The 24,026-nt window shown below is 65.0% G+C and carries 21 protein-coding genes; 10 read left to right on the top strand and 11 right to left on the bottom strand.

What is annotated here, in order from left to right:
• Positions 1-8: 8 nt before the first annotated feature.
• The gene (locus EWM63_RS07885; protein ID WP_130186031.1) at positions 9-1,004 is read right to left on the bottom strand and encodes a BMP family lipoprotein; all 996 of its coding nucleotides are present in this window, start codon (positions 1,002-1,004) and stop codon (positions 9-11) included.
• Positions 1,005-1,506: 502 nt separating this feature from the next.
• Here EWM63_RS07885 and EWM63_RS07880 point away from each other — a divergent pair.
• Positions 1,507-3,750, top strand: a complete 2,244-nt coding sequence (locus EWM63_RS07880) for a TonB-dependent receptor (RefSeq protein ID WP_130186030.1) — start codon at positions 1,507-1,509, stop codon at positions 3,748-3,750.
• Between the two features lie 241 nt (positions 3,751-3,991).
• On the opposite strand, the gene EWM63_RS07875 is transcribed toward EWM63_RS07880, so the two are convergent.
• From EWM63_RS07875 to EWM63_RS07865, 3 genes are read right to left on the bottom strand one after another with little or no spacing between them, the layout of a single operon-like run.
• A complete protein-coding gene (locus tag EWM63_RS07875) occupies positions 3,992-4,894 on the bottom strand; it encodes a LysR family transcriptional regulator (RefSeq protein WP_130186029.1) in 903 nt (300 codons plus the stop codon).
• A gap of 18 nt (positions 4,895-4,912) precedes the next feature.
• Entirely contained in the window at positions 4,913-5,833 is a 921-nt protein-coding gene (locus EWM63_RS07870; protein ID WP_130186028.1) for a pseudouridine-5'-phosphate glycosidase, read from the bottom strand.
• Between the two features lie 22 nt (positions 5,834-5,855).
• A complete protein-coding gene (locus EWM63_RS07865) occupies positions 5,856-6,983 on the bottom strand; it encodes a carbohydrate kinase (protein ID WP_130186027.1) in 1,128 nt (375 codons plus the stop codon).
• A gap of 220 nt (positions 6,984-7,203) precedes the next feature.
• On the opposite strand from EWM63_RS07865, the gene xapA reads away from it, so the two are divergent.
• The 7 genes from xapA to EWM63_RS07830 all read left to right on the top strand — a co-directional run bounded on the left by xapA (position 7,204) and on the right by EWM63_RS07830 (position 16,046).
• Positions 7,204-8,034, top strand: a complete 831-nt coding sequence (xapA, locus tag EWM63_RS07860; protein ID WP_130186026.1) for a xanthosine phosphorylase — start codon at positions 7,204-7,206, stop codon at positions 8,032-8,034.
• A gap of 52 nt (positions 8,035-8,086) precedes the next feature.
• A complete protein-coding gene (locus EWM63_RS07855) occupies positions 8,087-9,280 on the top strand; it encodes a phosphopentomutase (RefSeq protein WP_130186025.1) in 1,194 nt (397 codons plus the stop codon).
• Positions 9,277-10,251: a deoxyribose-phosphate aldolase gene (gene deoC, locus EWM63_RS07850; protein ID WP_207221261.1), complete on the top strand. Its 975-nt coding sequence runs from the start codon at positions 9,277-9,279 to the stop codon at positions 10,249-10,251. The genes EWM63_RS07855 and deoC overlap by 4 nt, the downstream gene beginning before the upstream one ends.
• A gap of 17 nt (positions 10,252-10,268) precedes the next feature.
• Complete coding sequence (locus EWM63_RS07845; protein WP_371861195.1) at positions 10,269-12,656, top strand: aldehyde dehydrogenase family protein; 2,388 nt, start codon at positions 10,269-10,271, stop codon at positions 12,654-12,656.
• A gap of 193 nt (positions 12,657-12,849) precedes the next feature.
• The gene (gene deoA / locus EWM63_RS07840; RefSeq protein WP_130186024.1) at positions 12,850-14,154 is read left to right on the top strand and encodes a thymidine phosphorylase; all 1,305 of its coding nucleotides are present in this window, start codon (positions 12,850-12,852) and stop codon (positions 14,152-14,154) included.
• 175 nt (positions 14,155-14,329) lie between these two features.
• Entirely contained in the window at positions 14,330-14,737 is a 408-nt protein-coding gene (locus tag EWM63_RS07835; protein ID WP_130186023.1) for a cytidine deaminase, read from the top strand.
• A gap of 7 nt (positions 14,738-14,744) precedes the next feature.
• Positions 14,745-16,046, top strand: coding sequence for a nucleoside deaminase (locus EWM63_RS07830; protein ID WP_130186022.1), 1,302 nt, complete (start codon positions 14,745-14,747; stop codon positions 16,044-16,046).
• Positions 16,047-16,053: 7 nt separating this feature from the next.
• Here the strand turns inward: EWM63_RS07830 and EWM63_RS07825 are convergent, their stop codons facing one another.
• The 5 genes from EWM63_RS07825 to EWM63_RS31725 form a co-directional block, all read right to left on the bottom strand.
• A complete protein-coding gene (locus EWM63_RS07825) occupies positions 16,054-16,521 on the bottom strand; it encodes a VOC family protein (protein ID WP_130186021.1) in 468 nt (155 codons plus the stop codon).
• 122 nt (positions 16,522-16,643) lie between these two features.
• Positions 16,644-17,405, bottom strand: a complete 762-nt coding sequence (locus EWM63_RS07820; RefSeq protein ID WP_130186020.1) for a LytR/AlgR family response regulator transcription factor — start codon at positions 17,403-17,405, stop codon at positions 16,644-16,646.
• Between the two features lie 162 nt (positions 17,406-17,567).
• Positions 17,568-18,494, bottom strand: coding sequence for a sensor histidine kinase (locus EWM63_RS07815; protein ID WP_130186019.1), 927 nt, complete (start codon positions 18,492-18,494; stop codon positions 17,568-17,570).
• Between the two features lie 27 nt (positions 18,495-18,521).
• Positions 18,522-18,794: a hypothetical protein gene (locus EWM63_RS07810; protein WP_130186018.1), complete on the bottom strand. Its 273-nt coding sequence runs from the start codon at positions 18,792-18,794 to the stop codon at positions 18,522-18,524.
• A 252-nt stretch (positions 18,795-19,046) separates the two neighbouring features.
• On the bottom strand, positions 19,047-19,217 hold the full coding sequence (locus tag EWM63_RS31725; protein WP_165390781.1) for a hypothetical protein: 171 nt from the start codon (positions 19,215-19,217) through the stop codon (positions 19,047-19,049).
• Between EWM63_RS31725 and EWM63_RS07805 the strand changes: the two genes are divergently transcribed.
• Positions 19,212-20,216: a choice-of-anchor A family protein gene (locus EWM63_RS07805; protein WP_165390780.1), complete on the top strand. Its 1,005-nt coding sequence runs from the start codon at positions 19,212-19,214 to the stop codon at positions 20,214-20,216. The two genes, EWM63_RS31725 and EWM63_RS07805, sit on opposite strands and share 6 nt — an antisense overlap.
• Positions 20,217-20,274: 58 nt before the next feature.
• Here EWM63_RS07805 and EWM63_RS07800 read toward each other — a convergent pair whose 3' ends face one another.
• Together EWM63_RS07800 and EWM63_RS07795 are read right to left on the bottom strand one after the other, a co-directional pair.
• A complete protein-coding gene (locus tag EWM63_RS07800; protein ID WP_130186016.1) occupies positions 20,275-20,934 on the bottom strand; it encodes a TetR/AcrR family transcriptional regulator in 660 nt (219 codons plus the stop codon).
• A gap of 10 nt (positions 20,935-20,944) precedes the next feature.
• Positions 20,945-22,435 (bottom strand): aminotransferase-like domain-containing protein, encoded by a 1,491-nt coding sequence (locus tag EWM63_RS07795; RefSeq protein WP_130186015.1) that lies wholly within the window; start codon positions 22,433-22,435, stop codon positions 20,945-20,947.
• Positions 22,436-22,585: 150 nt separating this feature from the next.
• Here EWM63_RS07795 and aptA point away from each other — a divergent pair, with 150 nt between their 5' ends.
• Positions 22,586-23,905 carry an omega-aminotransferase AptA gene (aptA, locus tag EWM63_RS07790; protein WP_130186014.1) on the top strand — a complete coding sequence of 440 codons (1,320 nt, stop codon included), beginning with the start codon at positions 22,586-22,588 and terminating at the stop codon, positions 23,903-23,905.
• Positions 23,906-24,026: the final 121 nt, after the last annotated feature.

Here is a 24,026-nt window from a genome sequence, read left to right as displayed (position 1 = left end):
CCGGGAAATCAGACCGGGCAGGCGGCGCCCGAACGGATATCGATGACTTTCGTCTTGCCGTCGATGATGTCCTTGCGAACACCCAGCACGCGCTTTTCGATGTCCGGCGAGATCACCTTGCGGTTGTTGGCGTCCAGTGCCCAGTCAACGCCGCCTTCCTTGATGCCCTTGGCGGTCACGCCGCCTTTCCAGGTGCCGTTCTTCATCTGCATGAAGCTGTCGTACACAGCATTGTCCACGCGCTTGACCATCGACGTGAGCATCGTGCCCGGATACAGGTGGTTCTGGTTCGAATCCACGCCGATCGCCAGCTTGCCTTTTTCCTTGGCCATCTGCAGCGTGCCCATGCCCGAGCCGCCGGCCACGGCGAACACCACGTCCACGCCGCGTTCGAATTGCGAGCGGGCCAGTTCACCGCCCTTGGCCGGGTCGTTCCACGCGGCGGCGGTGGTGCCGACCATGTTCTGCACGACTTCGGATTTCTTGTCGACCGATTTCGCACCCTGCGCGTAGCCGCAGGCAAAGGTGCGGATCAGCGGAATGTCGATGCCGCCGATGAAGCCGAGTTTTTTCGATTTCGAGGCCATGGCGGCGGCCACGCCCACCAGGTAGGAGCCTTCCTCTTCCTTGAACGTGATCGAATTCACGTTGGCACCCTGGGCCACGCCGTCGATCAGCACGAAGCGCACGTTCGGGAATTCCTTCGCCACCTTCTGCACGGCCTGCGTCTGCGCGAAGCCGATCGAGGCGATCATGTCGAGCTTCTTGCGGGCCAGGCCACGCAGCACCTGTTCAGCCTGGGTATCCGAAGAAGCCTGCACTTCGATGAAGTTGATACCGGTATCTTTCTTGAAGCGCGAAGCACCTTCGAAAGCGGATTGGTTGAACGACTTGTCGAACTTGCCGCCCGCGTCGTAGACGATGCCCAGTTTCGGATTGGCCGCGAATGCGCTCGCCGAAACCGCAACTGCGGCGATCATCATGGAAAGTTGTTTGATTTTCATGAAATGGCTCCTGGAAGTCCGCTATTGTATAGTTTTTGCGCGCAAAACATGTACCTCGCTGCCGCGATGGCAGGCGAAAGGCGGCGCTTTAGAAGCTTTGTTCGGCATTTGCATTTCCAGCCAGATTCCATTTCTTGCAATATATTCCACGCCGTATAGTCCCTCTGTTGGAATCGCACAACAGCCAATAATGGCCCCGTGCGCCCGCCGCCGTTGTTTTCGTCCAACTGATCGTCCAGCTGATCATTACTATGCGCCTCACTTTTGATGCTGCGACAAGCCCCGAAATGATCGCTTTCATAGGGGCCACCCGGCGGCCGGGCTGGGTTGACGCGCACTATTGCACGCCTGTCATATGTATGACAAATACCTTTTTTCTTGAGTATTTATATTGAAAAGATCTCAATAAGCTTGTTGTGACGGCCAGTTTCGTTCGTGTAGGATCGGCAGATATTACTCATTTGCCACTAGTCAAAACCCAACAACAAGGAACTGGCCCTCTATGAAACTGACCCATCGGACCCTGATGGCGCTGGCGATCGCCGCCGCCTTCCCCTTCGCTTCCGCCCAGGACACCCAGGCGGCAGCGGCAAGCGCTGAAACCACTCAGCCGGGCCAGCTTGAAACCGTGATCGTCACGGCCCAGCGCCGCGCCGAGAACATCAAGGACGTGCCCATGTCGATCGCCACCGTGAAGGGCGAAAAGCTCGACGTGCTGACGTCCGGCGGGCAGGATATCCGTTTCCTGTCCGGCCGCTCGCCGTCGGTCAGCATCGAGTCCGACTATGGCCGCACGTTCCCGCGCTTCTATATCCGCGGCCTGGGCAATACCGACTTCGACCTGAACGCCTCGCAGCCGGTGGGCCTGGTGATGGACGACATCGTGCAGGAAAACCCGATGCTGAAGGGCTTCCCCGTGTTCGACGTCGACCAGGTCGAAGTGCTGCGCGGCCCGCAGGGCACGCTGTTCGGCCGCAACTCGCCGGCCGGCGTGATCAAGTTCGATTCCGCCAAGCCCGTATTCAAGCAGGAGGGCTACCTGTCGGCCGGCTTCGGCAAGGACCGCGTGCGCAACCTCGATGGTGCGTACAACATTCCGGTCAGCGACACGGTGGCGATCCGCTTCGCCGGTTCCTCGCAGCACCGTGGCGACCGCGTGGACAATCCGCGTGCGACCGGCACCCGCGAGTTCGAAGGCTACAAGGACAACGCCGCGCGCGTGCAGGTGCTGTACAAGCCGACAGCCAATTTCTCGGCGCTGTTCAACGTGCATGGCCGCGACATGGATGGCACGGCCACGCTGTTCCGCGCCAATATCCTGAAGGCGGGCACCAACGACCTGGTCGACGGCTTCGACTACGACAGCTATCCGACCGATGGCGTCAACGAACAGCACTTGAAGAACAAGGGCGCGAACCTGCGCCTGCGCTGGGACCTGCCGGGCGTGACGCTGCACTCGATCACGGGTTACGAAAAGCTCGACTTCTACAGCCGCGCCGACGTGGACGGCGGCTACGGCGCCGTGTATGCGCCGCCGTATGGTCCGGGCTTCATCCCGTTCGTCGTCGAGACGGCCGACCTGATCCCGAACCACAAGCAGCTCTCGCAGGAATTCCGCGCCGAGTCGACCGGAACCGGCCCGTTGCAGTGGATCGCCGGGCTGTTCTACTTCAAGGAAGACATCACGATCGACAGTATCGCGTTCGATTCGCTCGCCCCGGGCAATCCGCAGGCGGCGAACTATGCGACACAGACGCAGAACGCGAAATCGTGGGCCGTGTTCGGCTCCGTGAACTATGCCGTCAGCGACCGCCTGAAGCTGCGCGGCGGTCTGCGCTACACGAGCGACAAGAAGGATTTCGTGGCCCAGCGCATCGAAACCACGGGCCGTTCGTACCTGCCGCTGTCGGACGATTCGAGCAACGTGAGCTGGGATGCTTCCGGCACCTATGTGCTGAACCGCGATACCAACGTGTTCGCCCGCGTGGCGACGGGCTACCGCGCACCGTCGATGCAGGGCCGCCTGTTCGACCTGGGCAGCATGCCGTCGATGGCCGGCGCCGAAAAGGTGCTGTCGGTGGAGGCGGGCGTGAAGCAGGACCTGTTCGACCGCCGCGCGCGCATGTCGGCGACCGTGTTCCACTACCGCGTCAAGGACAAGCAGCTGACGGCCGGCAGCGGCAGCGTCAACATGAACCAGCTGCTCAATGCCGACAAGGCGGTGGGGCAGGGCGTGGAACTGGACCTGCAGGCGAACCTGTCGCAGAACTTCTCGGCCACGTTCGGCACCAGCTACAACGATACCGAGATCAAGGACGGCAGCCTGTTCGTGCTGCCATGCGGCAGCGGCTGCACGGTGACGAACCCGATCTCGTTCGTCGGCGGCACCCGCGTGGCCCTCATCGACGGCAACCCGCTGCCGCGGGCCCCGAAATGGCAGCACAACTTCACGCTGAAATACGCCGCCCCGGTGGCCAGCGGCGAAGTGTATGCCTTCACCGACTGGTCGTATCGCTCGTCGTATAACTTCTTCCTGTACGAAGCCGTGGAGTACAAGGCCAAGGACCTGCTGGAAGGCGGCCTGCGCGTGGGCTACAAGTGGGGCGACGGCAAATACGACCTGGCGCTGTATGGCCGCAACATCACCGATGAAGTGCAGTCGGTGGGCGCGATCGACTTCAACAACCTGACGGGCATCCTGAACGAACCGCGCACGTATGGCGTGCAGTTCAAGATGAATTTTTGAAGTAAGAGTTAGCGGTTGATGCGTTGGGGTCTGTCCCCGCCAGTCGTCGGAGCGATCGGAGTCGCTGGCCATGATCAAGGGGACTGACCCCGGTTTTGTTGCCAGCGGTCTGACTGTGCCGGCAAAAACCGGGGTCAGTCCCCTGGCTTGATGGCGGCGACTAAGTTTCATGCCACCGACTGGCGGGGACAGACCCCAGTGACGCACGCGGTCTCCGCGACCTCACATTGCCAGAACGTTCCTACCGCTCCGGCGGCCGCAAAATATTCATGAACGCCCGCACCACCGGCGCATCGTCGGTGGTGGTGTACGTGATGTACAGGTTCGCGGAGGGCGGATTCGTGCGGATCGGCAGGAAGACCACACCGGGCCAGCCGATCCGGCTGGTGGTTTCCGGCACCAGCGTCACCCCCAGGCCGGCGCCGACCATCGCCAGCAAGGTCTGCGGCTCGTTCGCTTCCTGAAAGATGACGGGGTCGAAGCCGGCGTTCACGCAGCATTGCAGCAGGTAGCGGGGGAAGGCGGATTTGTCCAGGGCCAGGGTGAGCATCGGCTCGTCGGCGATGTCGGTCAGCTCGATCGCTTCCTTCTTCGCCAGCGGGTGGTGCTCGTTGACCGCCACGCACACGTTCTCGCGGTAGCACAGTTCCTGGCGCAGGTTGTCGTTGCGCAGGTCGCTTTCATCGAGCCTGGGCTCGCGCCAGAAACCCACGTCGATCTGCTTGGCGCGCAGGGCTTCGTATTGCACGGTGGGGCCCAGTTCGTGGATCGTCCACGTCACGCGCGGGTACTTGCTCTGGAATTCCTCCAGCAGGCTGGGAATCGGCCCCCACATCGCCGAGCCGACGATGCCCACGCGCAGGCGGCCCACTTCGCCGCGGTCGATCTGGCGCACGGTGTCGATCGTCATCCGCATCTTCGCCAGCAGCTCGGCTGCTTCGTTCATCAGCGCGCGGCCGGCTACCGTGAGCTCGAAGCTGCGCGTGGTACGGGCGAACAGCTTCACGCCCAGCTCCGCCTCCAGCTTCATGATCTGCTGCGACAACGGCGGCTGCGAGATATGCAGCCGCTCGGCGGCGCGGGAAAAGCTCTTTTCCTCGGCCACGGCGAGGAAGTACTTCAGCTGCTTCAGGTCGATCGACATGGGCTACTCGGTGGGTAATCAGGTGATCGGATGTTCCAGCAGCGCGCGCGCCAGGGCCGCACCCACGCGCGCGTTGTTCTTCACGAGCGCGATATTGGTGGCCAGGCTGCGGCCCGCCGTCAGCGTCTTGATGCGGGCCAGCAGGAAGGGCGTGACCTTCTTGCCCGTCACGCCGTTTTCCTCCGCTTCCTGCAAGGCCTGCAAGGTAATGCCGTCGATCTCTTCCTTCGGCATCGCATCGCTTTCCGGCACGGGCGCGGCCACCACCACGCCGCCGTTCAGGCCCAGCGCCCACTTGGTGCGGATGAACGATGCCTGCTCGGCCGGCGTATCGAGCCGGAAGTCGGCGTGGTAGCCGCTCTCGCGCGTGAAGAAGGCGGGAAACCCTTCCTGGCCCACGCTCACCACTGGCACACCCTGCGTTTCCAGGTATTCCAGCGTGAGGCCAATGTCGAGGATCGACTTCACGCCGGCGCACACCACGGCGACGTTGGTCTGCGCCAGTTCCTGCAGGTCGGCGGAGATGTCGAAGCTCGTTTCGGCGCCGCGGTGCACGCCGCCGATGCCGCCGGTGACGAACACGGAAATGCCGGCCAGCTGCGCGCAGATCATCGTGGCGGCGACCGTCGTCGCACCCAGCTTGTTCTGGGAAAGCACGTAGGCCAGGTCGCGGCGGCTGACCTTCAGGGCTTCGGGCGAATTGCCCAGCAATTCCAGCTGTTCCGGTGTCAGGCCGATGCAGATCTTGCCACCGATGACGGCAATGGTAGCCGGCACGGCGCCGCCGTCGCGGATGATCTGCTCGACTTCGCGCGCGGTCTGCACGTTCTGCGGATACGGCATGCCATGCGAGATGATCGTCGATTCGAGCGCCACGATCGGCTTGCCGGACGCGCGGGCGTTCGCCACTTCGGGCGAGAGTAAGAGAAACTGGTGCATGGTCATTCCTGGTCGAGGGTCTTCATTGTTCGGTATGGGCAGCGCTGAACAGTCCAGCCGTCAGCTCGGGAGATACGGTGTGCGCGCTCTGCACGGTCAATGCGGCGGCGCGCAGGCCCCGTTCGCACGCCACGGTCAGGTCGTTCTCGCCCTGGGCGAGCGTCCAGCAGACGGCCGCCGAGAAGGCATCGCCCGCGCCCGTGACGTCGACGACCTCCACCTCGTGCGCCGGCAGCCATTGCAGGTCTTCCGTCGCCTTGAGAGGCTCCCTGGCGTCCGCCGCGTGGCCATAGGTGTGATACACGCCGGCCGCGCCGCAGGTAACGATCACGTCCCGCGCGCCATCGGCCTGCACGGCGCGGCACGCATCGCGCACGGCCGCCTCGGTGGGCAGCGGGCGGCCGACGCGGGTTTCCAGCTCGCCGCGGTTCAGGATCAGCAGGCGCAGGCCGGACAGGTCACGCGGCAGCCGCGCCATCTTCGGCTGCGAGACGGCCACGATGGCGAGCGGGATGCCATCCCTGCGCGCCTCGGCCAGCAGCAGGGCCACGGTATCGTGCGGCAGGTTCAGGTCCGCGATCACCAGGGCCGCCGCGTTGCGCTGCGCCTGGCGGCCGGCGACAAAGGCGGGCGTCATCTGCTCGTACAGCGCCATGTCGGCCAGCGCCACGGCCATCTCGCCATTCGCATCCAGCACGGCCGTATAGGTGCCGGTGGCGGCGCCCGGCAATACCGGCGTGGCGGTCATGTCGATGCCGCAGTGCTGGGCGTGCGCCCGCAAAGCCTGGCCCGCGCTATCCTCGCCAAGGACCGTCAGCAACGCGCAGGGGCTGCCGAGGCGGGCCAGGTTTTCCGCGATGTTGCGGGCCACGCCGCCAAAGGTTTCGCCGGCCGTGGCGGGATTCGACGTGCCCAGCTGCAGTGGCTCGACCGTGCGCAGCTTGCGATCGAGGTTGGCGGCGCCGATGCAGAGCACCGAGCGCTCCTGCGGCAGCACGTAGGCGCGGCCCACCAGCCGGCGTTCGCGGATCAAGCTTGCCACGTGCCCTGCCACGGCGGAGCGCGACAGGCCGAGCGCCTGCGCCATTTCCTGCTGGGAAATGAACGGATTGGCGCGGATCAGGCCGTAGAGTTGTTCTTTCTTGCTCATTTTATTGCACGTCACCGCGCCGCAAACATTTGTCCATCATCGTAAACACATGTTTATCCGCTGTCAAACCGTTATAATAATGGGTGATTTATATGTAGGTGATATAAATGCCAAAGAAATTCGGTATTTGTCATAACAATCATCGATGATGCATAGTGTCGCCTGCCTCGGCCCGCCAAGCGTTACCGGTGGCGCCCAACCAGAACCTAGCGAGAACTCCATGTCGAATAATTCCCCCTTCCAGGCTGCCGCGATCGTACGTTCCCGTGCCCCGGCCGGCTTTGCGCCGCGCGCCGCGCTGATCCTTGGTTCCGGCCTCGGCGTGTTGGCCGACCAGATGACGGATACCGTCGCGATCGGTTTCGACGAACTGCCGGGCTTCCCGATCAGCACCGTGCATGGTCATGCGGGCCAGATGGTGCTGGGCAAGCTGGCCGGCGTGCCGGTCGTGTGCCTGAAGGGCCGCGGCCACTTCTACGAAGGCTATGGCCTGGGCGTGATGACGAGTGCGGTAAGAACCCTCAAGCTGCTGGGCTGCGAATTCCTGTTCGTCACCAACGCCGCCGGTTCGCTGCGCACGGAAGTCGATGCCGGCTCGCTGGTGGCGCTGAACGACCACATCAACCTGCTGCCGGGTTCGCCGATGATCGGCCCGAACGACGAGCGTTTCGGCCCGCGCTTCTTCAGCATGGCCAACGCCTACGACGCCGACCTGCGCAAGCAGCTGCAGGACACCGCGGCCGCGCAGCAGATCACGCTGCACGAAGGCGTGTACCTGTCGTGCTCCGGCCCGAGCTTTGAAACGCCGGCCGAGATCCGCGCCTTCTCGCGCCTGGGCGCGGACGTTGTCGGCATGTCGGTGGTACCGGAGGTCGTGCCGGCGCGCCACTGCGGCCTGAAGGTGATCGGCGTGTCCGTCGTCACCAACCTGGCCGAAGGCCTGTCGCCGTTCCCGCTGTCCCATGAACAGACGCTGAAATACGCGGCCGTGGGTGCCGAAAGCCTGGTGAAACTGATCCACGCTTTCTTTGCGGACCTCGCCAAGGCTTAATGAATCGAAGGGCGGCCTCGGCCGCCCTTGAACTTTCCAGACCGGATAAATCATGTCACGCGCATTCATCCTCCTGCTCGACTCCTTCGGCCTCGGCGCCACGCCGGATGCCGACAAGTATGGCGACGCCGCCACCAACACCTTCGGCCACATTGCCAAATGGGCCGCGGAACAGGGCAAGCCCATGTCCCTTCCCGCGCTGGAACAGCTGGGCCTCGCCGCCGCCGCGCACACCGCCTGCGGCACGTGGGCACCCGGCTTCGACCGGCGCGATGGCTTCACGGCCGCCTACGGCGCGGCACGCGAGCAGTCCACGGGCAAGGACACGCAGAGCGGCCACTGGGAGATTGCCGGCGTGCCGGTGCTGTTCGACTGGGGCTACTTCCCGAAGACGGTGCCGTCGTTCCCGCAGGAGCTGACGGATAAGCTGCAGACGCTGACGGGCGTGCCGGGCTTCCTCGGTAACTGCCACGCCTCCGGCACCACGATCCTCACGGAGCTGGGCGACGAGCATGTGGCCACCGGCAAGCCGATCCTGTATACGTCTGCCGATTCGGTGCTGCAGATCGCGGCGCACGAGGAAAGCTTCGGCCTGGAACGCCTGTACGAGATGTGCGAGATCGCCTACAAGCTGGTGCAGCCGTACAACATCGGCCGCGTGATCGCGCGCCCGTTCCTGGGCAGCGACGGCAACTACAAGCGCACCGCCAACCGCCACGACTACGCGGTGCCGCCGACCGGCCCCACGCTGCTGGACCATGTGAAGGATGCGGGCGGCGAAGTGATCGCGCTGGGCAAGATCAGCGACATCTATGCGGGGCAGGGCGTTACGCGCGTGGTGAAGGGGCCGGACAACATGGCGCTGTTCGACCGCCTGCTCGACGTGGAACAGGAAGCCGGCGACAAGTCGCTGACGTTCGTGAACTTCGTCGACTTCGACATGCACTTCGGCCACCGCCGCGACGTGCAGGGTTACTCGCAGGCGCTGCACGAGCTGGATGCGCGGCTGCCCGAGTTCATCGCCAGGCTGAAGGAGGGCGACCTGGTCGTCATCACCGCGGACCATGGCTGCGACCCCACGTCGCCCGGTTCCGACCATACGCGCGAGCATATCCCGATGATCTTCTTCGGCCCGGGCGTGCAGGGCCGCGAGCTGGGCATTTCCGAAACGTTCTCGGACATCGGCCAGACCATCGCGCACCACCTTGGCGTGAAACCCCTTTCCAACGGAACCAACCTGTTATGAGCGACTCCTTGAACAGCCTGCAAGACTTCAAGCGCAACGAGGCCACTGGCCTCGACCTGGGCTGGCTGAACCACATCCACGTCAACAAGGCGGCGGCCGAACGCCGCGCCGCGTCGCTGGCGAACCGCCGCACCGTGAAGAAGGAATACCAGGCCGCGTGGCTGGTCAAGGCGATCGAGCTGATCGACCTGACCACCCTGGCCGGCGACGATACGCCGGGCCGCGTGGAGCGCCTGTGCATGAAGGCACTGCGCCCCTTGCGCGGCGACCTCGTCGAAGCGCTGGGTTTGCAGGAACGCGGCTTGAAGACGGGTGCCGTCTGCGTGTACCACGAGATGATCCGCCACGCGGACAAGGTGCTGCAGGGCCGCCTGCCGATCGCCGCCGTGTCGACCGGCTTCCCGGCCGGCCTGACGAGCATGGAAACGAAGGTGCGCGAGATCGAACTGTCGGTGGCCGACGGCGCGCAGGAAATCGATATCGTCATCACCCGCCAGCACGTGCTGACGGGGAACTGGCAGGCGCTGTACGACGAGATGGTGGCCTATCGCCAGGCATGCGGCGAAGCGCACGTCAAGGCGATCCTGGCAACCGGCGACCTGGTCACGCTGGAAAACGTGGCGAAGGCTTCGTGGGTGTGCATGATGGCCGGCGCGGATTTCATCAAGACGTCCACCGGCAAGGAAGGCGTGAACGCGACGATCCCCGTGTCGCTGGTGATGGTGCGGGCGATCCGCGAATACCACGAGCGCACCGGTTTCAAGGTCGGCTACAAGCCGGCCGGCGGCGTGTCGACCGCCAAGGCGGCGCTGCAGTACATGACGGTGATGAAGGAAGAGCTGGGCAACGAATGGCTCGAGCCGCACCTGTTCCGCATCGGCGCATCGAGCCTGCTGACCGACATCGAGCGCCAGCTGGAGCACCATGTCACCGGCAATTACTCCGCGGCCCACCGCCACGCGCAACCTTGAGCTTTCAGACTATCGCCATGCCAACTATCAACGAGATCCTCAACACCATGGAATACGGCCCCGCACCCGAGAGCCAGAAAGAAGCGCAAGCGTGGCTGGAGCAGCGCGGCCGCAAGTTCGGCCTGTTCATCGACAACGCCTGGAGCGAGCCCGGTGACGTATTCGCGTCCACCAACCCGGCCGACGGCAAGCCGCTGGCCGAGCTGACGCAGGCCACGGCGGACGACGTGGATCGCGCCGTGCAAGCCGCGCGCCGCGCGCAGCCGGCATGGGCCGCGCTGGGTGGCCACGGCCGCGCGAAGATCCTGTATGCGATCGCGCGCCTGATGCAGAAGCATGCGCGCCTGTTCGCCGTGCTGGAAACGCTGGACAACGGCAAGACGATCCGCGAAACGCGCGACGCCGACCTGCCGTTGGTGGCCCGTCATTTCTATCACCATGCCGGCTGGGCCCAGCTGCTCGACGAGGAATTCCCGAACCACCGCCCGGTGGGTGTGGTGGGCCAGATCGTGCCGTGGAACTTCCCGCTGCTGATGCTGGCTTGGAAGATCGCTCCCGCGCTGGCGGCCGGCAACACGGTCGTGTTCAAGCCGGCCGAGTTCACGCCGCTGACCGCGCTGCTGTTCGCCGAGATCTGCGTGCAGGCCGGCGTGCCGGCGGGTGTGGTCAACATCGTCACCGGCGATGGCCGCACGGGTGAAGCGATCGTCAAACACGAAGGCATCGACAAGCTGGCGTTCACCGGTTCCACCGAGGTGGGACGCCTGATCCGCGAAGCGACGGCCGGCACCGGCAAGAAGCTGTCGCTCGAACTGGGCGGCAAGTCGCCGTACATCGTGTTCGAAGATGCCGATATCGATGCGGCCGTCGAAGGCCTCGTCGATTCGATCTGGTTCAACCAGGGGCAGGTATGCTGCGCCGGTTCGCGCCTGCTGGTGCAGGAATCCGTGGAAGAGCGCTTCCTGAAGAAGCTCAAGGCGCGCATGGACAACCTGCGCCTCGGTTCCCCGCTCGACAAGTCGATGGACATCGGCGCGCTGGTCGACCCGATCCAGCGCCAGCGCATCCATGGCCTGGTGGAAGCGGCGCGTTCGGAAGGCTGCGAGATCTACCAGCCATCGGCATGCGAAATCCCGGCCGACGGCTCGTGGTTCCCGCCCACGCTGATCATGGGCGCATCGACTTCCGCCGCTGTGGCGCAGGCCGAGATCTTCGGCCCGGTGCTGGTGGCGATGAGCTTCCGCACCCCGGCCGAAGCCGTGCAACTGGCGAACAACACCGTGTACGGCCTGGCCGCCTGCGTGTGGTCCGAGAACATCAGCCTGGCGCTGGACGTGGCGCCGCAGATCAAGGCCGGCGTGGTGTGGATCAATACCGCGAACCAGTTCGATGCCGCGTGCGGCTTCGGCGGCTACAAGGAATCGGGCTATGGCCGCGAAGGCGGCCGTGAAGGGTTGTATGAATACCTGGTGCCGGTGAGCGAGGATGCGCGTCCCGCCTTGCCTTCGTTGCCGAAATCCTCCGCTTCGGCCAAGGCCGCCGCGCCGTCGAGCGATCCGTTCGCCATCGACCGCACCGCCAAACTGTACATCGGCGGCAAGCAGGCCCGCCCGGATGGCGCCTACAGCCGTGCGATCCACGGCGCCGAGGGCGCCTTCCTCGGCGAGATCGGCGAGGGCAGCCGCAAGGACATCCGCAATGCCGTCGAAGCCGCGCATAAAGCCGCCGGCTGGACGAAGGCCACCGCGCACAACCGCGCGCAGGTGCTGTACTACATCGCCGAGAACCTGGCTGCCCGCGGTCGCGAGTTCGCCGACCGCATCGCCGCGCAGACCGGTGCAAAGGATGCCGAGCGTGAAGTGCAGGCATCGATCGAGCGCCTGTTCTACTGGGCCGCGTGGGCCGACAAGTACGATGGCGCCGCGCACCAGCCGCCGATGCATGGCATCACCGTGGCGCTGAACGAAGCCATCGGCGTGATCGGCATCGTCTGCCCCAACGAGAATCCGCTGCTGGGCTTCATCTCGCTGGTCGCGCCGGCCATCGCCGTGGGCAACCGCGTGGTGGCAGTGCCGTCCGAGGCCTATCCGCTGTCAGCCACCGACTTGTACCAGGTGTTCGACACGTCGGACCTGCCGGGCGGCGTCGTCAACATCGTCACCGGCAGCGCCGACGAACTGGCCCGCACGCTGGCCACGCACTCGGATATCGATGCGGTTTGGCGCCACGACGGTTCGCTCGAGGGCTGCGCCGAAGTGGAGCGGCTGTCGGCCGGCTCGCTCAAGCGCACTTGGACCGGCGGCGCGAAAGGGCGCGACTGGTTCAGCGTGCAGCAGGCAGCTGGCCGCACCGTGCTGCAGCACGTGACGCAGGTGAAAAATATCTGGATTCCTTACGGCGTCTGATTTAACTGCATGATGTCGCGCACGGCGCCAAAGTGACCGGTGTCTGACACCATTTCCGGAAGATTCACCCGGAAATGGTGTCAGACACCGGTTTTCCCTGCGCTGGTGGCACAACCCCCACAGCACTCCCAAGGCTTGCGCTCCACAAGAACGCAACTCAAAGAAAGAAACCCACCATGTACCTCCCCAGGAAATCATCCGCAAGAAACGCGATGGCGGCACCCTCACCGCAGAAGAAATCCGCTTCTTCGTCGGCGGCATCACCACCGGTGAAACCACCGAAGGCCAGATCGCCGCGCTGGCGATGGCCGTGTACTTCAACGACATGACGATGGACGAGCGCGTCGCGTTCACGCTGGCCATGCGCGACTCCGGCGACGTGCTGGAATGGAAATCGCTCAACCTGCCCGGCCCTGTAATGGACAAGCATTCGACCGGCGGCGTGGGCGATCTCGTGTCGCTGCTGCTCGGCCCCATGATCGCCGCGTGCGGCGGCTTCGTGCCGATGATCTCGGGCCGCGGCCTGGGCCACACGGGCGGCACGCTGGACAAGTTCGACTCGATCCCCGGCTACACGACGGTGCCGGACAACGAACTGTTCCGCAAGGTGGTGAAGGAAGTGGGCGTGGCCATCATCGGCCAGACGGCTTCGCTGGCGCCGGCCGACAAGCGCTTCTACGGCATCCGCGACGTGACGGGCACCGTGGAATCGGTGGCGATGATCACCGGCTCGATCCTGTCGAAGAAGCTGGCCGCCGGCCTGGACGTGCTGGCGATGGACGTGAAGGCCGGCAGCGGCGCGTTCATGCCGACGTACGAAAAATCGGTGGAGCTGGCCGAGTCGATCGTCAACGTGGGCAATGGCGCCGGCACGCTCACTTCCGCGCTGCTGACGGACATGAACGAATCGCTGGCGCCTGCCGCCGGCAATGCCGTCGAAGTGCGCTGCGCGATCGACTACCTGACCGGCAAGTCGCGCCCGGCGCGCCTGCATGAAGTCACGCTGGCGCTGTGCGCCGAGATGCTCGTGCTGGGCAAGCTGGCCGCCAGCGAGGAAGAAGCCCGCGCCAAGCTGCAGGCCTCGCTCGACTCCGGCGAAGCCGCCGACCGCTTCGCCCGCATGGTGGCCGCGCTGGGCGGCCCGGCCGACCTGATGCAGAACCCGGACAAGTACCTGGAAAAGGCGCCGGTCATCGTGCCCGTGCCGGCACCGCAATCGGGCTTTGCCGCCGCCACGAACTGCCGCGCCATCGGCCTGGCCGTGGTCGCCCTTGGCGGTGGCCGCACCCGCCCGCAAGACACGATCGACTTCGCCGTCGGCCTGACGGACCTGGTCGACCTGGGCCAGCGCATCGAAGCCGGCCAGCCGCTGGCCCACGTCCACGCCCGCACCGAAGCCGCCGCCCAGCGCGCCATCGCCGACGTGCAGGCCGCCTACACGATCGCCGACATGGCCCCGCCCGCCAACCCGATCGTCTACCGCACGATCCGGCCGTAAAAACAACAGGGACAGTCCCTCCAGCAGGGACAGTCCCCGATTTCAACGTTGGGGACTGTCCCCGATTTTGGAAAAGTTGCCAAAAACCGGGCGGTCCGGCGATCCGGTCAGACCCCGGTTTCAGGAAACATTGCTCGAGAACGGGGTCAGACCCCGGTTTTAGGAAAGATTGCCGATGAATACGGAACAATTGATCGAGGAAGCCAAGGCGGCGCGGTTGAAGGCTTATACGCCGTACTCGAATTTCAAGGTGGGGGCGGCGCTGCTGGCCCGCGATGGCAGGGTGTTCCATGGCTGTAACGTGGAAAACGCGGCGTACGGCCTGTGCAACTGTGCGGAGCGCACCGCGTTCTTCAGCGCCTTTGCGCAGGGCTGCAAGCCAGGCGATTTCGACAAGCTCGTCGTGATCGGCGAGACCGATGGCCCGATCGCGCCATGCGGCGCGTGCCGCCAGGTGATCCTGGAGCTGGGCGGCAACGCGCTGCCCGTCATCCTCACGAACCTGAAGGGCGACGTGTTCGAGACGACGGCCGCGGCCCAGCTGCCGAACGCGTTCGGTGGTCACGACCTGAAGCGTACGTAAGCAGGCCGTGAAGAAGACGATCGACGTCCAGGCCGCCGCCGCCATCGCTTCGCTGGAAGCGATCGCGGCGAAAACGCAGGGCACGTTCGGCGTGGGCGGCGTGATGCTCGATGGCTTCGGCAACGTGCTGCAGGCCGTCCACAACGAGGTGATCCGCGATGGCCTGATCTGGGATCCGACCGCGCACGGCGAGCGCCAGCTCGTCGACTGGTACTTCGCGGAGACGGCCAGGGGCAGGGCGCTGCCGCCGCCGCACGAGATCACGATCGTCACGTCGCTCGATCCGTGCTGCATGTGCGCGGGAGCGATCCTGGCGGCGGGGTTCAACGTCGTCGTTGCCGCCAACGATGCCGATGCCGGCATCAACCACGATGGCGGCGGCGCCTTCCCCGCGCTGCCCGAAGCCCTGCGCCCGCAGGCCCTTGCCACCTTTGCCTATCCGGCAGTGCTGGGTTCGTCGTCCTATGCGCGCGCCGCAGCCGGTGCGCCGCCGCCGCCGTTCTTCATCGGGAAGACGATCGCGGAACCCACCCAGGCCCTGTGCTCGCTCGTGTTCGAGGCCACGACGGAAGCGGTGACGGACCTGTTCAACAACGATCCGCCCCGCCACGGCCTGCTCGATCCCGCCACGCTGCCGGATGATCACGCGATCGTGCGCGCGCTGAAACGCGCCTGCCCGGATGCGCTGACCTACCGCGCCACGCCGCGCCGGCCGGATGCCGGCCTGGCACCCTACCTGCGCCATGCCATGGAGCGCGACCGCGCGCAGGGCGGCAGCGGCAATGCGGTGGCCATGCTGGATGCGTTCGGCAACCTGCTGCTGTGCTGCCACGGGCGGCATGCGCAATCCGGCATCCGCACCGCTTTCATGGAATGCACGCGTGCGTATGCGCAGTTGCGCTACCGGCTGATGGTGGGCGCCGATGCGGATCGCCAGCAGGAAGTGCGCCGCTACCTCGGCCATCCGAAAGACGGCACGTTCGTCTTGGCCGTGGGGCCGGACGACAGCGCGCTCAGCTTCATGGAGCTGGGCGCCTACGGTTCGACGATGGAAGGCGCGCTGCCGGCGGATAATCCGACGCAGCTGCAGTATGTGCGGCCAGGCATGGCACCCGGTCAGCTCGACGCGTTGTGCGCGAACCTGCCGCCGCTGTACCGCGACCTGATCGGGATCAATCCGGTGCAGGTCGTGGATGACGCACTGATCAAGTCACTGAGCCAGTCACTGAGCCAGTCACCGAGCGAATCACCGAGCGAATCACCGAGCGAATCGTCCCGGGGCGCCGCAGGCGGGCCGGGCAACGCGTAAGCGACGATCAGCGGGGCCGTTCAGCCTCGGCCCACGGGTCGTAGGTGCCGATGCTCCACACATGCCCCTCGGGGTCGCGGCACGTGAAGCCACGGCCGCCATAATCCTCATCCTGCAGTGGCAGCACGACTTCGCCGCCCGCATCCATGACGCGCTCATGCACCCTGTCCGCATCATTGACGACGAGATAGGAACTTTGCGTCACGTACTTTCCCGTTTCCACCGGCTGTTTCAGCAGGCGGCCATAGTCGGTATCGAAGATCGATCCCAGCATGATCATGCCGTTGCCATAGGAGAGCTGGGCATGGGCCACCGTACCATCCTCGTTGCGCACCACGAGCGTGGCTTCGAAGCCCAGGTTACTGCACAGCCATTCGATGGCGGCGGGGGCATCGCGGTAACGCAGGCAAGGCATGATGGTGGCGCGCGTGTGCTTGGGGACGGCATGGGGGCCAGACGCATGTTGTGTCGTCATTACGCTTCTCCCTGTTCTGTTCCGGGTTTCTGGTAGGCGAAACCCCAATATAGACCAGCGCACAAGGCGGGGCAAGCGAAGTCAGGCGCTCTCCACGGCCCCGGCCAACAGGCGCGCAACACTTACATTTGCTGGAATAAATGGGTGTTGCCGCGACTGACTTCGAGCTGTTCCGCACAGTGTTTCACGCGCACCATCTGCCGCCCGCGCAGGTCGCGCGTGACTTCCGCGATCGCATCCACGCGCACCAGCGTGGAGCGGTGGATGCGCCAGAACTCGTCCGGATCGAGTTCGTCCGCCAGTTCCTTCAGCGTCTTGCGGATCAGGACTTCGCCCTGTGCCGTCTGCACGCGGGTGTATTTCTCATCGGCCTGGAAGAACAGGATTTCGCGCGTGCTGATCATCCGCAGGCTGCTGCCCACCTGGGCCTGGATCCAGTGCAGGTAGTCGCGGCCGCCCTTGCCGCCCTCGGCACGCCCGTCCAGCAGGCGCGACAGCTGCGCCGCGATATCGCCGGGCTGCTGGCCGATGCGGTCCTTCAGCCGCGCGCAGGTGGTTCGCAGCCGTTCGCCGCCGACGGGTTTCAGCAGGTAGTCCAGCGCCCCCTGCTCGAAGGCCTCGATCGCATACTGGTCATAGGCGGTGACGAAGACGATGTGGCAGCGGTTGAACAGCATGCGCGCCGCCTCGATGCCGGACATGCCGGGCATGCGGATGTCGAGGAACACCACGTCCGGCTGGTGCTGTCCGGCCAGCGCGATCGCTTCCACGCCGTTCGCCGCCTCGGCCACGATCGACAGCTCAGGCCAGCATTCGCGCAGCCGGGCGCGCAGCATGTCGCGCATCGGCTCTTCGTCATCCGCGATCAGGGCGGTGGGCGTCATGGGATGCCTGCCGCGAAGATGTCCGGTGCGAACGGCACGCGGATCGAATCTTGGTAATCTCCCCAAAGGGCGGCTGGAGTCATGATATCTTCTCCGCGAAGATGTCCGGCGCGAACGGCACGCGGATCGAATCTTGGTAATCTCCCCAAAGGGCGGCTGGAGTCATGATATCTTCTCCGCGAAGATGTCCGGCGCGAACGGCACGCGAATGGCCGCCCGGCACCCGCCTTCGGGCGGCGTTTCGATCTGCAGTTCGGCGCGCGTGCCATACATCAGCTTGAGCCGCTCGCGCACGTTGGCCAGGCCGATGCCGTCGTCCGCATAGCAGGAAAAGCCGACGCCGTCGTCCTGCACGTCCACCTGCAGCACGCTGCCCGTGGCAAAGGCGCGGATGTCGATGCGGCCACCCTCGATCTTCGGTTCCAGCCCGTGCTTGATCGCGTTCTCGATCAGGATCTGCAGCATCATGGGCGGGAACGTGGCGCTTTCCAGTCCGGGCGCCACGTCGATCGACACGGCCAGCCGCGCCTTCATGCGCGCCTGCATGATCGCCAGGTAGGAGCGCGACAGGGTGATCTGCCGGCCCAGCGTGCCGTTGCCGCGCGAACGCATCTGCGGCAACGTCGAGCGCAGGTAATCGATCAGGTGCTGGTGGATGCGCGCCGCCTGCGGCGGATCCGTTTCGATCAGCTGGCCGATCAGCGCCAGCGTGTTGAACAGGAAGTGCGGTTCCACCTGCGCCTGCAGCGCAGCCATCCGCGCTTCCACGAGGCGGCGTTCCAGTTCTTCGGTGCCGGCCTGCTGCGAAGCGCGGCGCGCTTCGATCTCGGCCTTGCGCTTGCCGCCCGCCAGCACCTTCAGGCCCAGCGAAATGACGATGAACGCCGCCGCCTGTTTGGGGTGGATGACCGGGGTGCAGGCCAGCAGCGTTGCCAGTACCCACGTCACCACGAGCTGGCGCATCGGCACCTGCGCCAGCCAGTCGAAGAATTGCCACCACAGCGAGCTGGCGGTTTCGCCCAGCTCGCGCACGAATCCCAGCGCGCCGCGGGCGCCGCCTGTTGCCGTCTTCATCGTTTCATTGCTCATCGGTTGATCATTGCAGGCTGATGGGTCTCACTGGGCATCGGGATGAGCGTGATCGCGGCGGTGCGGCGCGTGACGGCCGGCGCCGAGCGCGTTCGCCGCCAGCTTCACGAGCAGGAACAGCACGAACAGCGTGAGCGCCAGCGGCAGCAACGTGATCAGCAGCGCGAGCATCACGCACACGGTCAGCAAGGTTGGCCAGGGCATCCGCTCCAGGCGGCGTATCGCGTGCCGCAGGATGCGCACCATGGCGTTCCACGCTTCCTGCACGGTATCGGTACAGGTTTTATTGATGGTCTTCATTGGCAGTTCTCCGTGAATCAAAGGAATTCGTCGATGCAATCACTGTAGCGCGTTCGTTCCCATGCCAGGTCATCGATCCGACGAACGGAATGCGCGGAGGGATGACTTGCCGCAGCGCGTGACGAACGGTGCGAAAGCAACACGGATCAGCAACAAAAACAACTGAAAATCAGCAACTCTCTTGAACTTGCGCAAAGAATTTCACGCATCGTGCTATCCTATGAGAAATAAATATTACCAATATAAAACAATTTAAAGGGAATCCATGTTACGCACGAGTGTCATCGCTGCTCTATTGTCCACCACGTTCGCGGCAGCCCATGCGGCGCCGGCAACCGAACCCCTGACCGCCACGCAGGTATTGAACCAGATGAACGCCGTGTCGCTGACGACCATCGACGCCAGCTCAGGGGGCATGTGCATGGCCGCACCTGGGCGGCGGGTTCCGTCACCGGTGGCGAATATGGCAACCAGCTGGAGAAGGCACCGGCATCGAACTATGCCGGTCTGACCGCAGGCAATGTCAGCGCTTCGACGGACGGGGGCAGGGTCAATGTCAACCGTGGCGGCGTGGTATCGAGCGGCTCGCTCAACGGCGTGACCGTCAACGAAGGCACGAACGTTGTCGCAGGCAATGTGGCCAATTCCACGCTGAACCGCGCTTCGTACGTCGCCGGCAGCGTGTCGAACTCCACGTTCAATGGCGGCGCCTATGTCGGTGGCAGCGTGGCCCATTCGAACATCAACGGCGGCGCGACCATCGGCGGCGCGGTGGCGAACTCGAACATCAACGGCAGCGGCTTCGGCGGCATGACGGCGGAAATGAACGCGAACAGGTCTGCCGCCGCGTCGACGGATTTCGGCAAGGTACTGGGCGACCTGTCCGATTCGCTGGCGCGGCTGAAGTCGACCGGCAGCACCGTCGACATCAGCGGCAACCAGGCCACATTCACGGCGGTGGCCGATGCGGGCGGCGTGGCGGTGTTCGACCTGACCGGGATCGACGACACGCTGTTCACGCTCGGCGAGTTCGCGTTCAACCTGAACGGTGCCAGCACCGTGATCATGAACACGGATGTGACGACGGCGTCGATCCATGCAAACTTCCTGGCAGGCAGCGCGGAGACGATCGGCAGCCGCGTGATCTGGAACTTCCACGATGCCACGAACGTGGCGATCGGCACCCAGTTCGGCGGTTCCGTGCTGGCCACCGATGCGCTGGTGACGAATACCCGCGACATCGAAGGCGGCCTGTTCGCCCGCGCACTGAACCTGCAGGCGCAGGTGCACGTGCAGCCGTTCGCCGGCAACGTCGACCTGCTGTCCCCGGTACCTGAACCGACGGAGGTCGCGATGATCATGGCCGGCCTGGCCATGTTCGGCGTCGGCCACGTCCGCCGCCGGGAGTGCTTCAAACGCTGACCAGGGTGGCAAGGGTGGGGAAATGCACGCCTGGCACCCTTGCCACGCCTGGCACGCTTCAGCCGGCGGCACGCGTGGTCGCCAGCACGAGCGCCAGGATCGTTTCCTCGGCCTCGTCGTAATCCTTCTTCAGCAACTGGCGCCGGCCCAGCACCAGCGCCATCTGCGGAGCGAAGTCGGCATAGGACTGCGTCATCGCCCAGATCGCGAACAGCAGGTGCGTGGCGTTGACGGGCGCCATGCGGCCGGTGGCGATCCACCGTTCGAAGACCTCGATGTCGCGTTTCAGCACCGGCACCACGCGCTCCCTGATCTGCTCGCCATACAGCTGCGCACCGCCGATCACCTCCATCGCATACACGCGCGACGCATAGGGCTGCTCGCGCGAAAAGCGCAGTTTCGCCTGCACATAGGCGCGTAGCACATCGGCCGGCGCATCCTCGTCGCTTGTCCGGGCCAGGCTGGACATGCGCTCCAGCCAGTCATCCAGCACGCCATCCAGCACGCGGCGGTACAGCTCCAGCTTGGTGGGGAAGTAGTACATCAGGTTCTGCTTCGACAATCCGGCGCCTTCCGCGATCGCCGCGACCGACGTGCCCTCGTAGCCGCATTCGGCGAACACGCGCACGGCCACGGCGGCGATGTCCGCCTCGACCCGGTCGCGGTTCTGCATGCGGCGCGAGGCGGCGCCGGTGCGGACTTCGTTCTTGCCGGCCATGGCGGTCTCCTTAAGGGATGCTCGATGCGGAACGTTGGACTATGGGGCGCTTGAGTGCGGAGTGCAAAAAGGCGCGCAGCACGGGATCGTGCGCATACGCCACATTGAATCGGAACCAGATCGTGGTACTGGGCCGCAGCAGGAAGAATTCGTCCGGCGACAGCAGGATGCCGGCACGCAGCGCGGCATCGGCGATGCTGCGGGCATTGTGTTCCGGCGTCGGCGCCACGTTCCAGCCGGCGGAAACGAACATGCCGCCGCGCGGCCGCGCCACCGGTTCCATGCCCACTTCCGCCAGCGCCTCGATCGTGCGTTCGCGGCCGGCGTCGAGCTGCGCCACGAGCCTGTCGACCATCCTGCGGTAGGCGCGACCCGTGACCGCGTGGTAGACGGCGCGCTCGTTGACTTCCGACGTCGTCAGCCCCGTCAGCATCTTCACCCGCACCAGTTCGGGCATCAGCGAGCCGGACGCGCAGATCGACCCCACGCGCAGCACCGGCGACAGCGTCTTGGAAAAACTGCCCACGCGGATCACGCGGCGCAGGCCATCCATCGCCGCCAGCGATGCTTCGCCCCTGCCGGCCAGGTCGCGGTAGATATCGTCCTCGACGAGCCAGAAGTCGAACTGCTCGGCCAATGCCAGCAGCCGGTGCGCCTGCGCCTGCGACAGCGACGTGCCCAAGGGGTTTTGCAGCACCGTGTTGACGAACATGAGCTTGGGCTGCGCCTGGCGCGCCTGGGTGGCCAGCGCGTCCAGATCGAGGCCATGCTCGCCGCGCGGGATGCCGACCGCGTTGCAGCCGTGGTGGCGGATCAGCGACAGCAGGTTGCTGTAGCCCGGGTCTTCGACGAACACGGTGTCGCCGGGCCGCGTCAGCGTGCGCAGGATCAGGTCGAACGCATGGCTGGCGCCATGCGTCAGCAGCACCTGGTCCGCCTCGACGGGAAACAGCTCGTCCGTCAGCTGCGCCGCCACGTGCTGGCGCAGTGCCGGGAACCCGAGCGGATGGCCATAGCCGCGCAGCCGGTTGGCCGGGATGCGCATCGCGTGGCGCACCGCGTCCAGGATCGTATCCTCGCCATACCACTCCGGGGGCAGCCAGCCCGCGCCGACCGGCAGCGCATCGGAAACGCCGGAGTACAGGTCGGACGTCAACGCATCCACGGTGACCGGTCCGGCCACCGCCGCCGGCGGCAACTGCGAGGCGATGTCGTGCCGCGCCACGTAGTAGCCGGAACCGCGCCGCGACGACAGCAGCCCCAGGTTGACCAGCCGGTCGTAGGCCTCGACGACTGTGAAGGTACTCACGCCATTACACTTTGCGAACTGCCGCACGGAGGGCATTTTCGTGCCGATCCCCAACGCCTTGCCCGAAATCATGGCCGTCAGCACGGCAACGATCTTGTCCACCAGGCTGCCCTTGCTGGCCCGCTCGATGACGATCGCCGGCCACGCCACGGCGCCGGGTGCCTCTTCCGCGAATTGTCGTCTGGGTACCATCGTTTGAACTGTAGTGTTTTTAAGACCAGTACGGTTGGAACGCTTTGCCGATTGTGTATATGTGACATAGTGACCGGCGTGTCTATTATTGCATCATCATTTTGCCAACTGGTAAAGAAATTTGCGGGCCAAGCCGCCCAAGGAGATCGCATGAACAAACCCGAGCAGCTGCATTCCATGTCCGCTTTCTGGATGCCTTTCACGAACAACCGCGACTTCAAGGCCAGCCCGCGCCTGCTGGTGTCGGCGTCCGGCGTGCATTACCGCGACGTCGACGGCAACCAGGTGCTCGACGGCACCGCGGGCCTGTGGTGCGTGCCGTGCGGCCATGCGCAGCCGAGGATCGTGGCGGCCGTGCGCGAGATGGTGGGCACGCTGGACTTCGCACCCACGTTCCAGATGGGCCACCCGACCGCGTTCGAACTGGCCGAGAAGCTGATGGCCTACACGAACCACAAGTTCGGCCATGTGTTCTACACGAACTCCGGCTCGGAAGCGGTGGACACGGCCTTGAAGATGGCGCTGGCCTACCACAAGGCACGCGGCGAAGCATCGCGCACGCGCTTCATCGGCCGCGAGCGGGCCTATCATGGCGTGGGCTTCGGCGGCATCTCGGTCGGCGGCATTGCCGCGAACCGCAAGCCCTATGCCACGCTGCTGCCCGGCGTCGACCACCTGCCGCATACGCACAACCTGGAAAAGAATGCCTTTACACGCGGCGAACCGGAACATGGCGCGCACCTGGCCGATGAACTGGAGCGCATCGTCGCGCTGCACGACGCGTCCACGATCGCCGCTGTCATCGTGGAACCCGTGGCCGGTTCCACCGGCGTGCTGATCCCGCCGAAGGGTTACCTGAAGCGGCTGCGCGAGCTGTGCACGAAGCACGGCATCCTCTTGATCTTCGATGAAGTCATCACCGGCTTCGGCCGCATGACGACGCCGTTCGCGGCCGACTACTTCGACGTCGAGCCGGACATGATGACCACGGCGAAGGGCCTCACCAACGGCACCGTGCCGATGGGCGCCGTGTTCACGAAGAGCTTCGTGCACGATGCGTTCATGGATTCGCCGGCCGGCATCGAACTGTTCCACGGCTACACGTACTCGGGCCATCCGCTGGCCTGCGCCGCGTCGCTCGCCACGCTGGAAGTGTTCGAGGAACAGCAGGTCATCGAGCATGCGAAAGGTTTGCAGGACTACTGGGCCGACGCCGTGTTCTCGCTGCGGGACTTGCCGAACGTGATCGACCTGCGCTGCATCGGGCTGATCGCCGGCATCGAGCTGGCGCCGATCCCCGGCAAGCCCGGCGTGCGCGGCTATACCGCCTTCAAGAAGGCCTTCGCCGACGGCGTGCTCATTCGCGTCACCGGCGACATCATCGCGCTGTCGCCGCCGCTGGTGTTCGAGAAGCAGCATATCGATGAGCTGTTCGGGAAGCTGGCGAAAATCTTGAAAGAGCTGGATTGAAGTAGAAGTTCTTAGTGTGCGCACCAATCGCCACAAGCGATAGTTGTTGGCCGCGGAACACCGGTGTCTGACACCATTTTCCTCCGGAAAATGGTGTCAGACACCGGTTCTCAGGTGCCAA

Origin of the sequence: Pseudoduganella lutea, from assembly GCF_004209755.1 — a bacterium.
GTDB classification, from domain to species: domain Bacteria; phylum Pseudomonadota; class Gammaproteobacteria; order Burkholderiales; family Burkholderiaceae_D; genus Rugamonas; species Rugamonas lutea.
The sequence above is the reverse complement of the archived record's forward strand: the minus strand, read 5'-3'. Positions and strand labels throughout refer to the sequence as shown.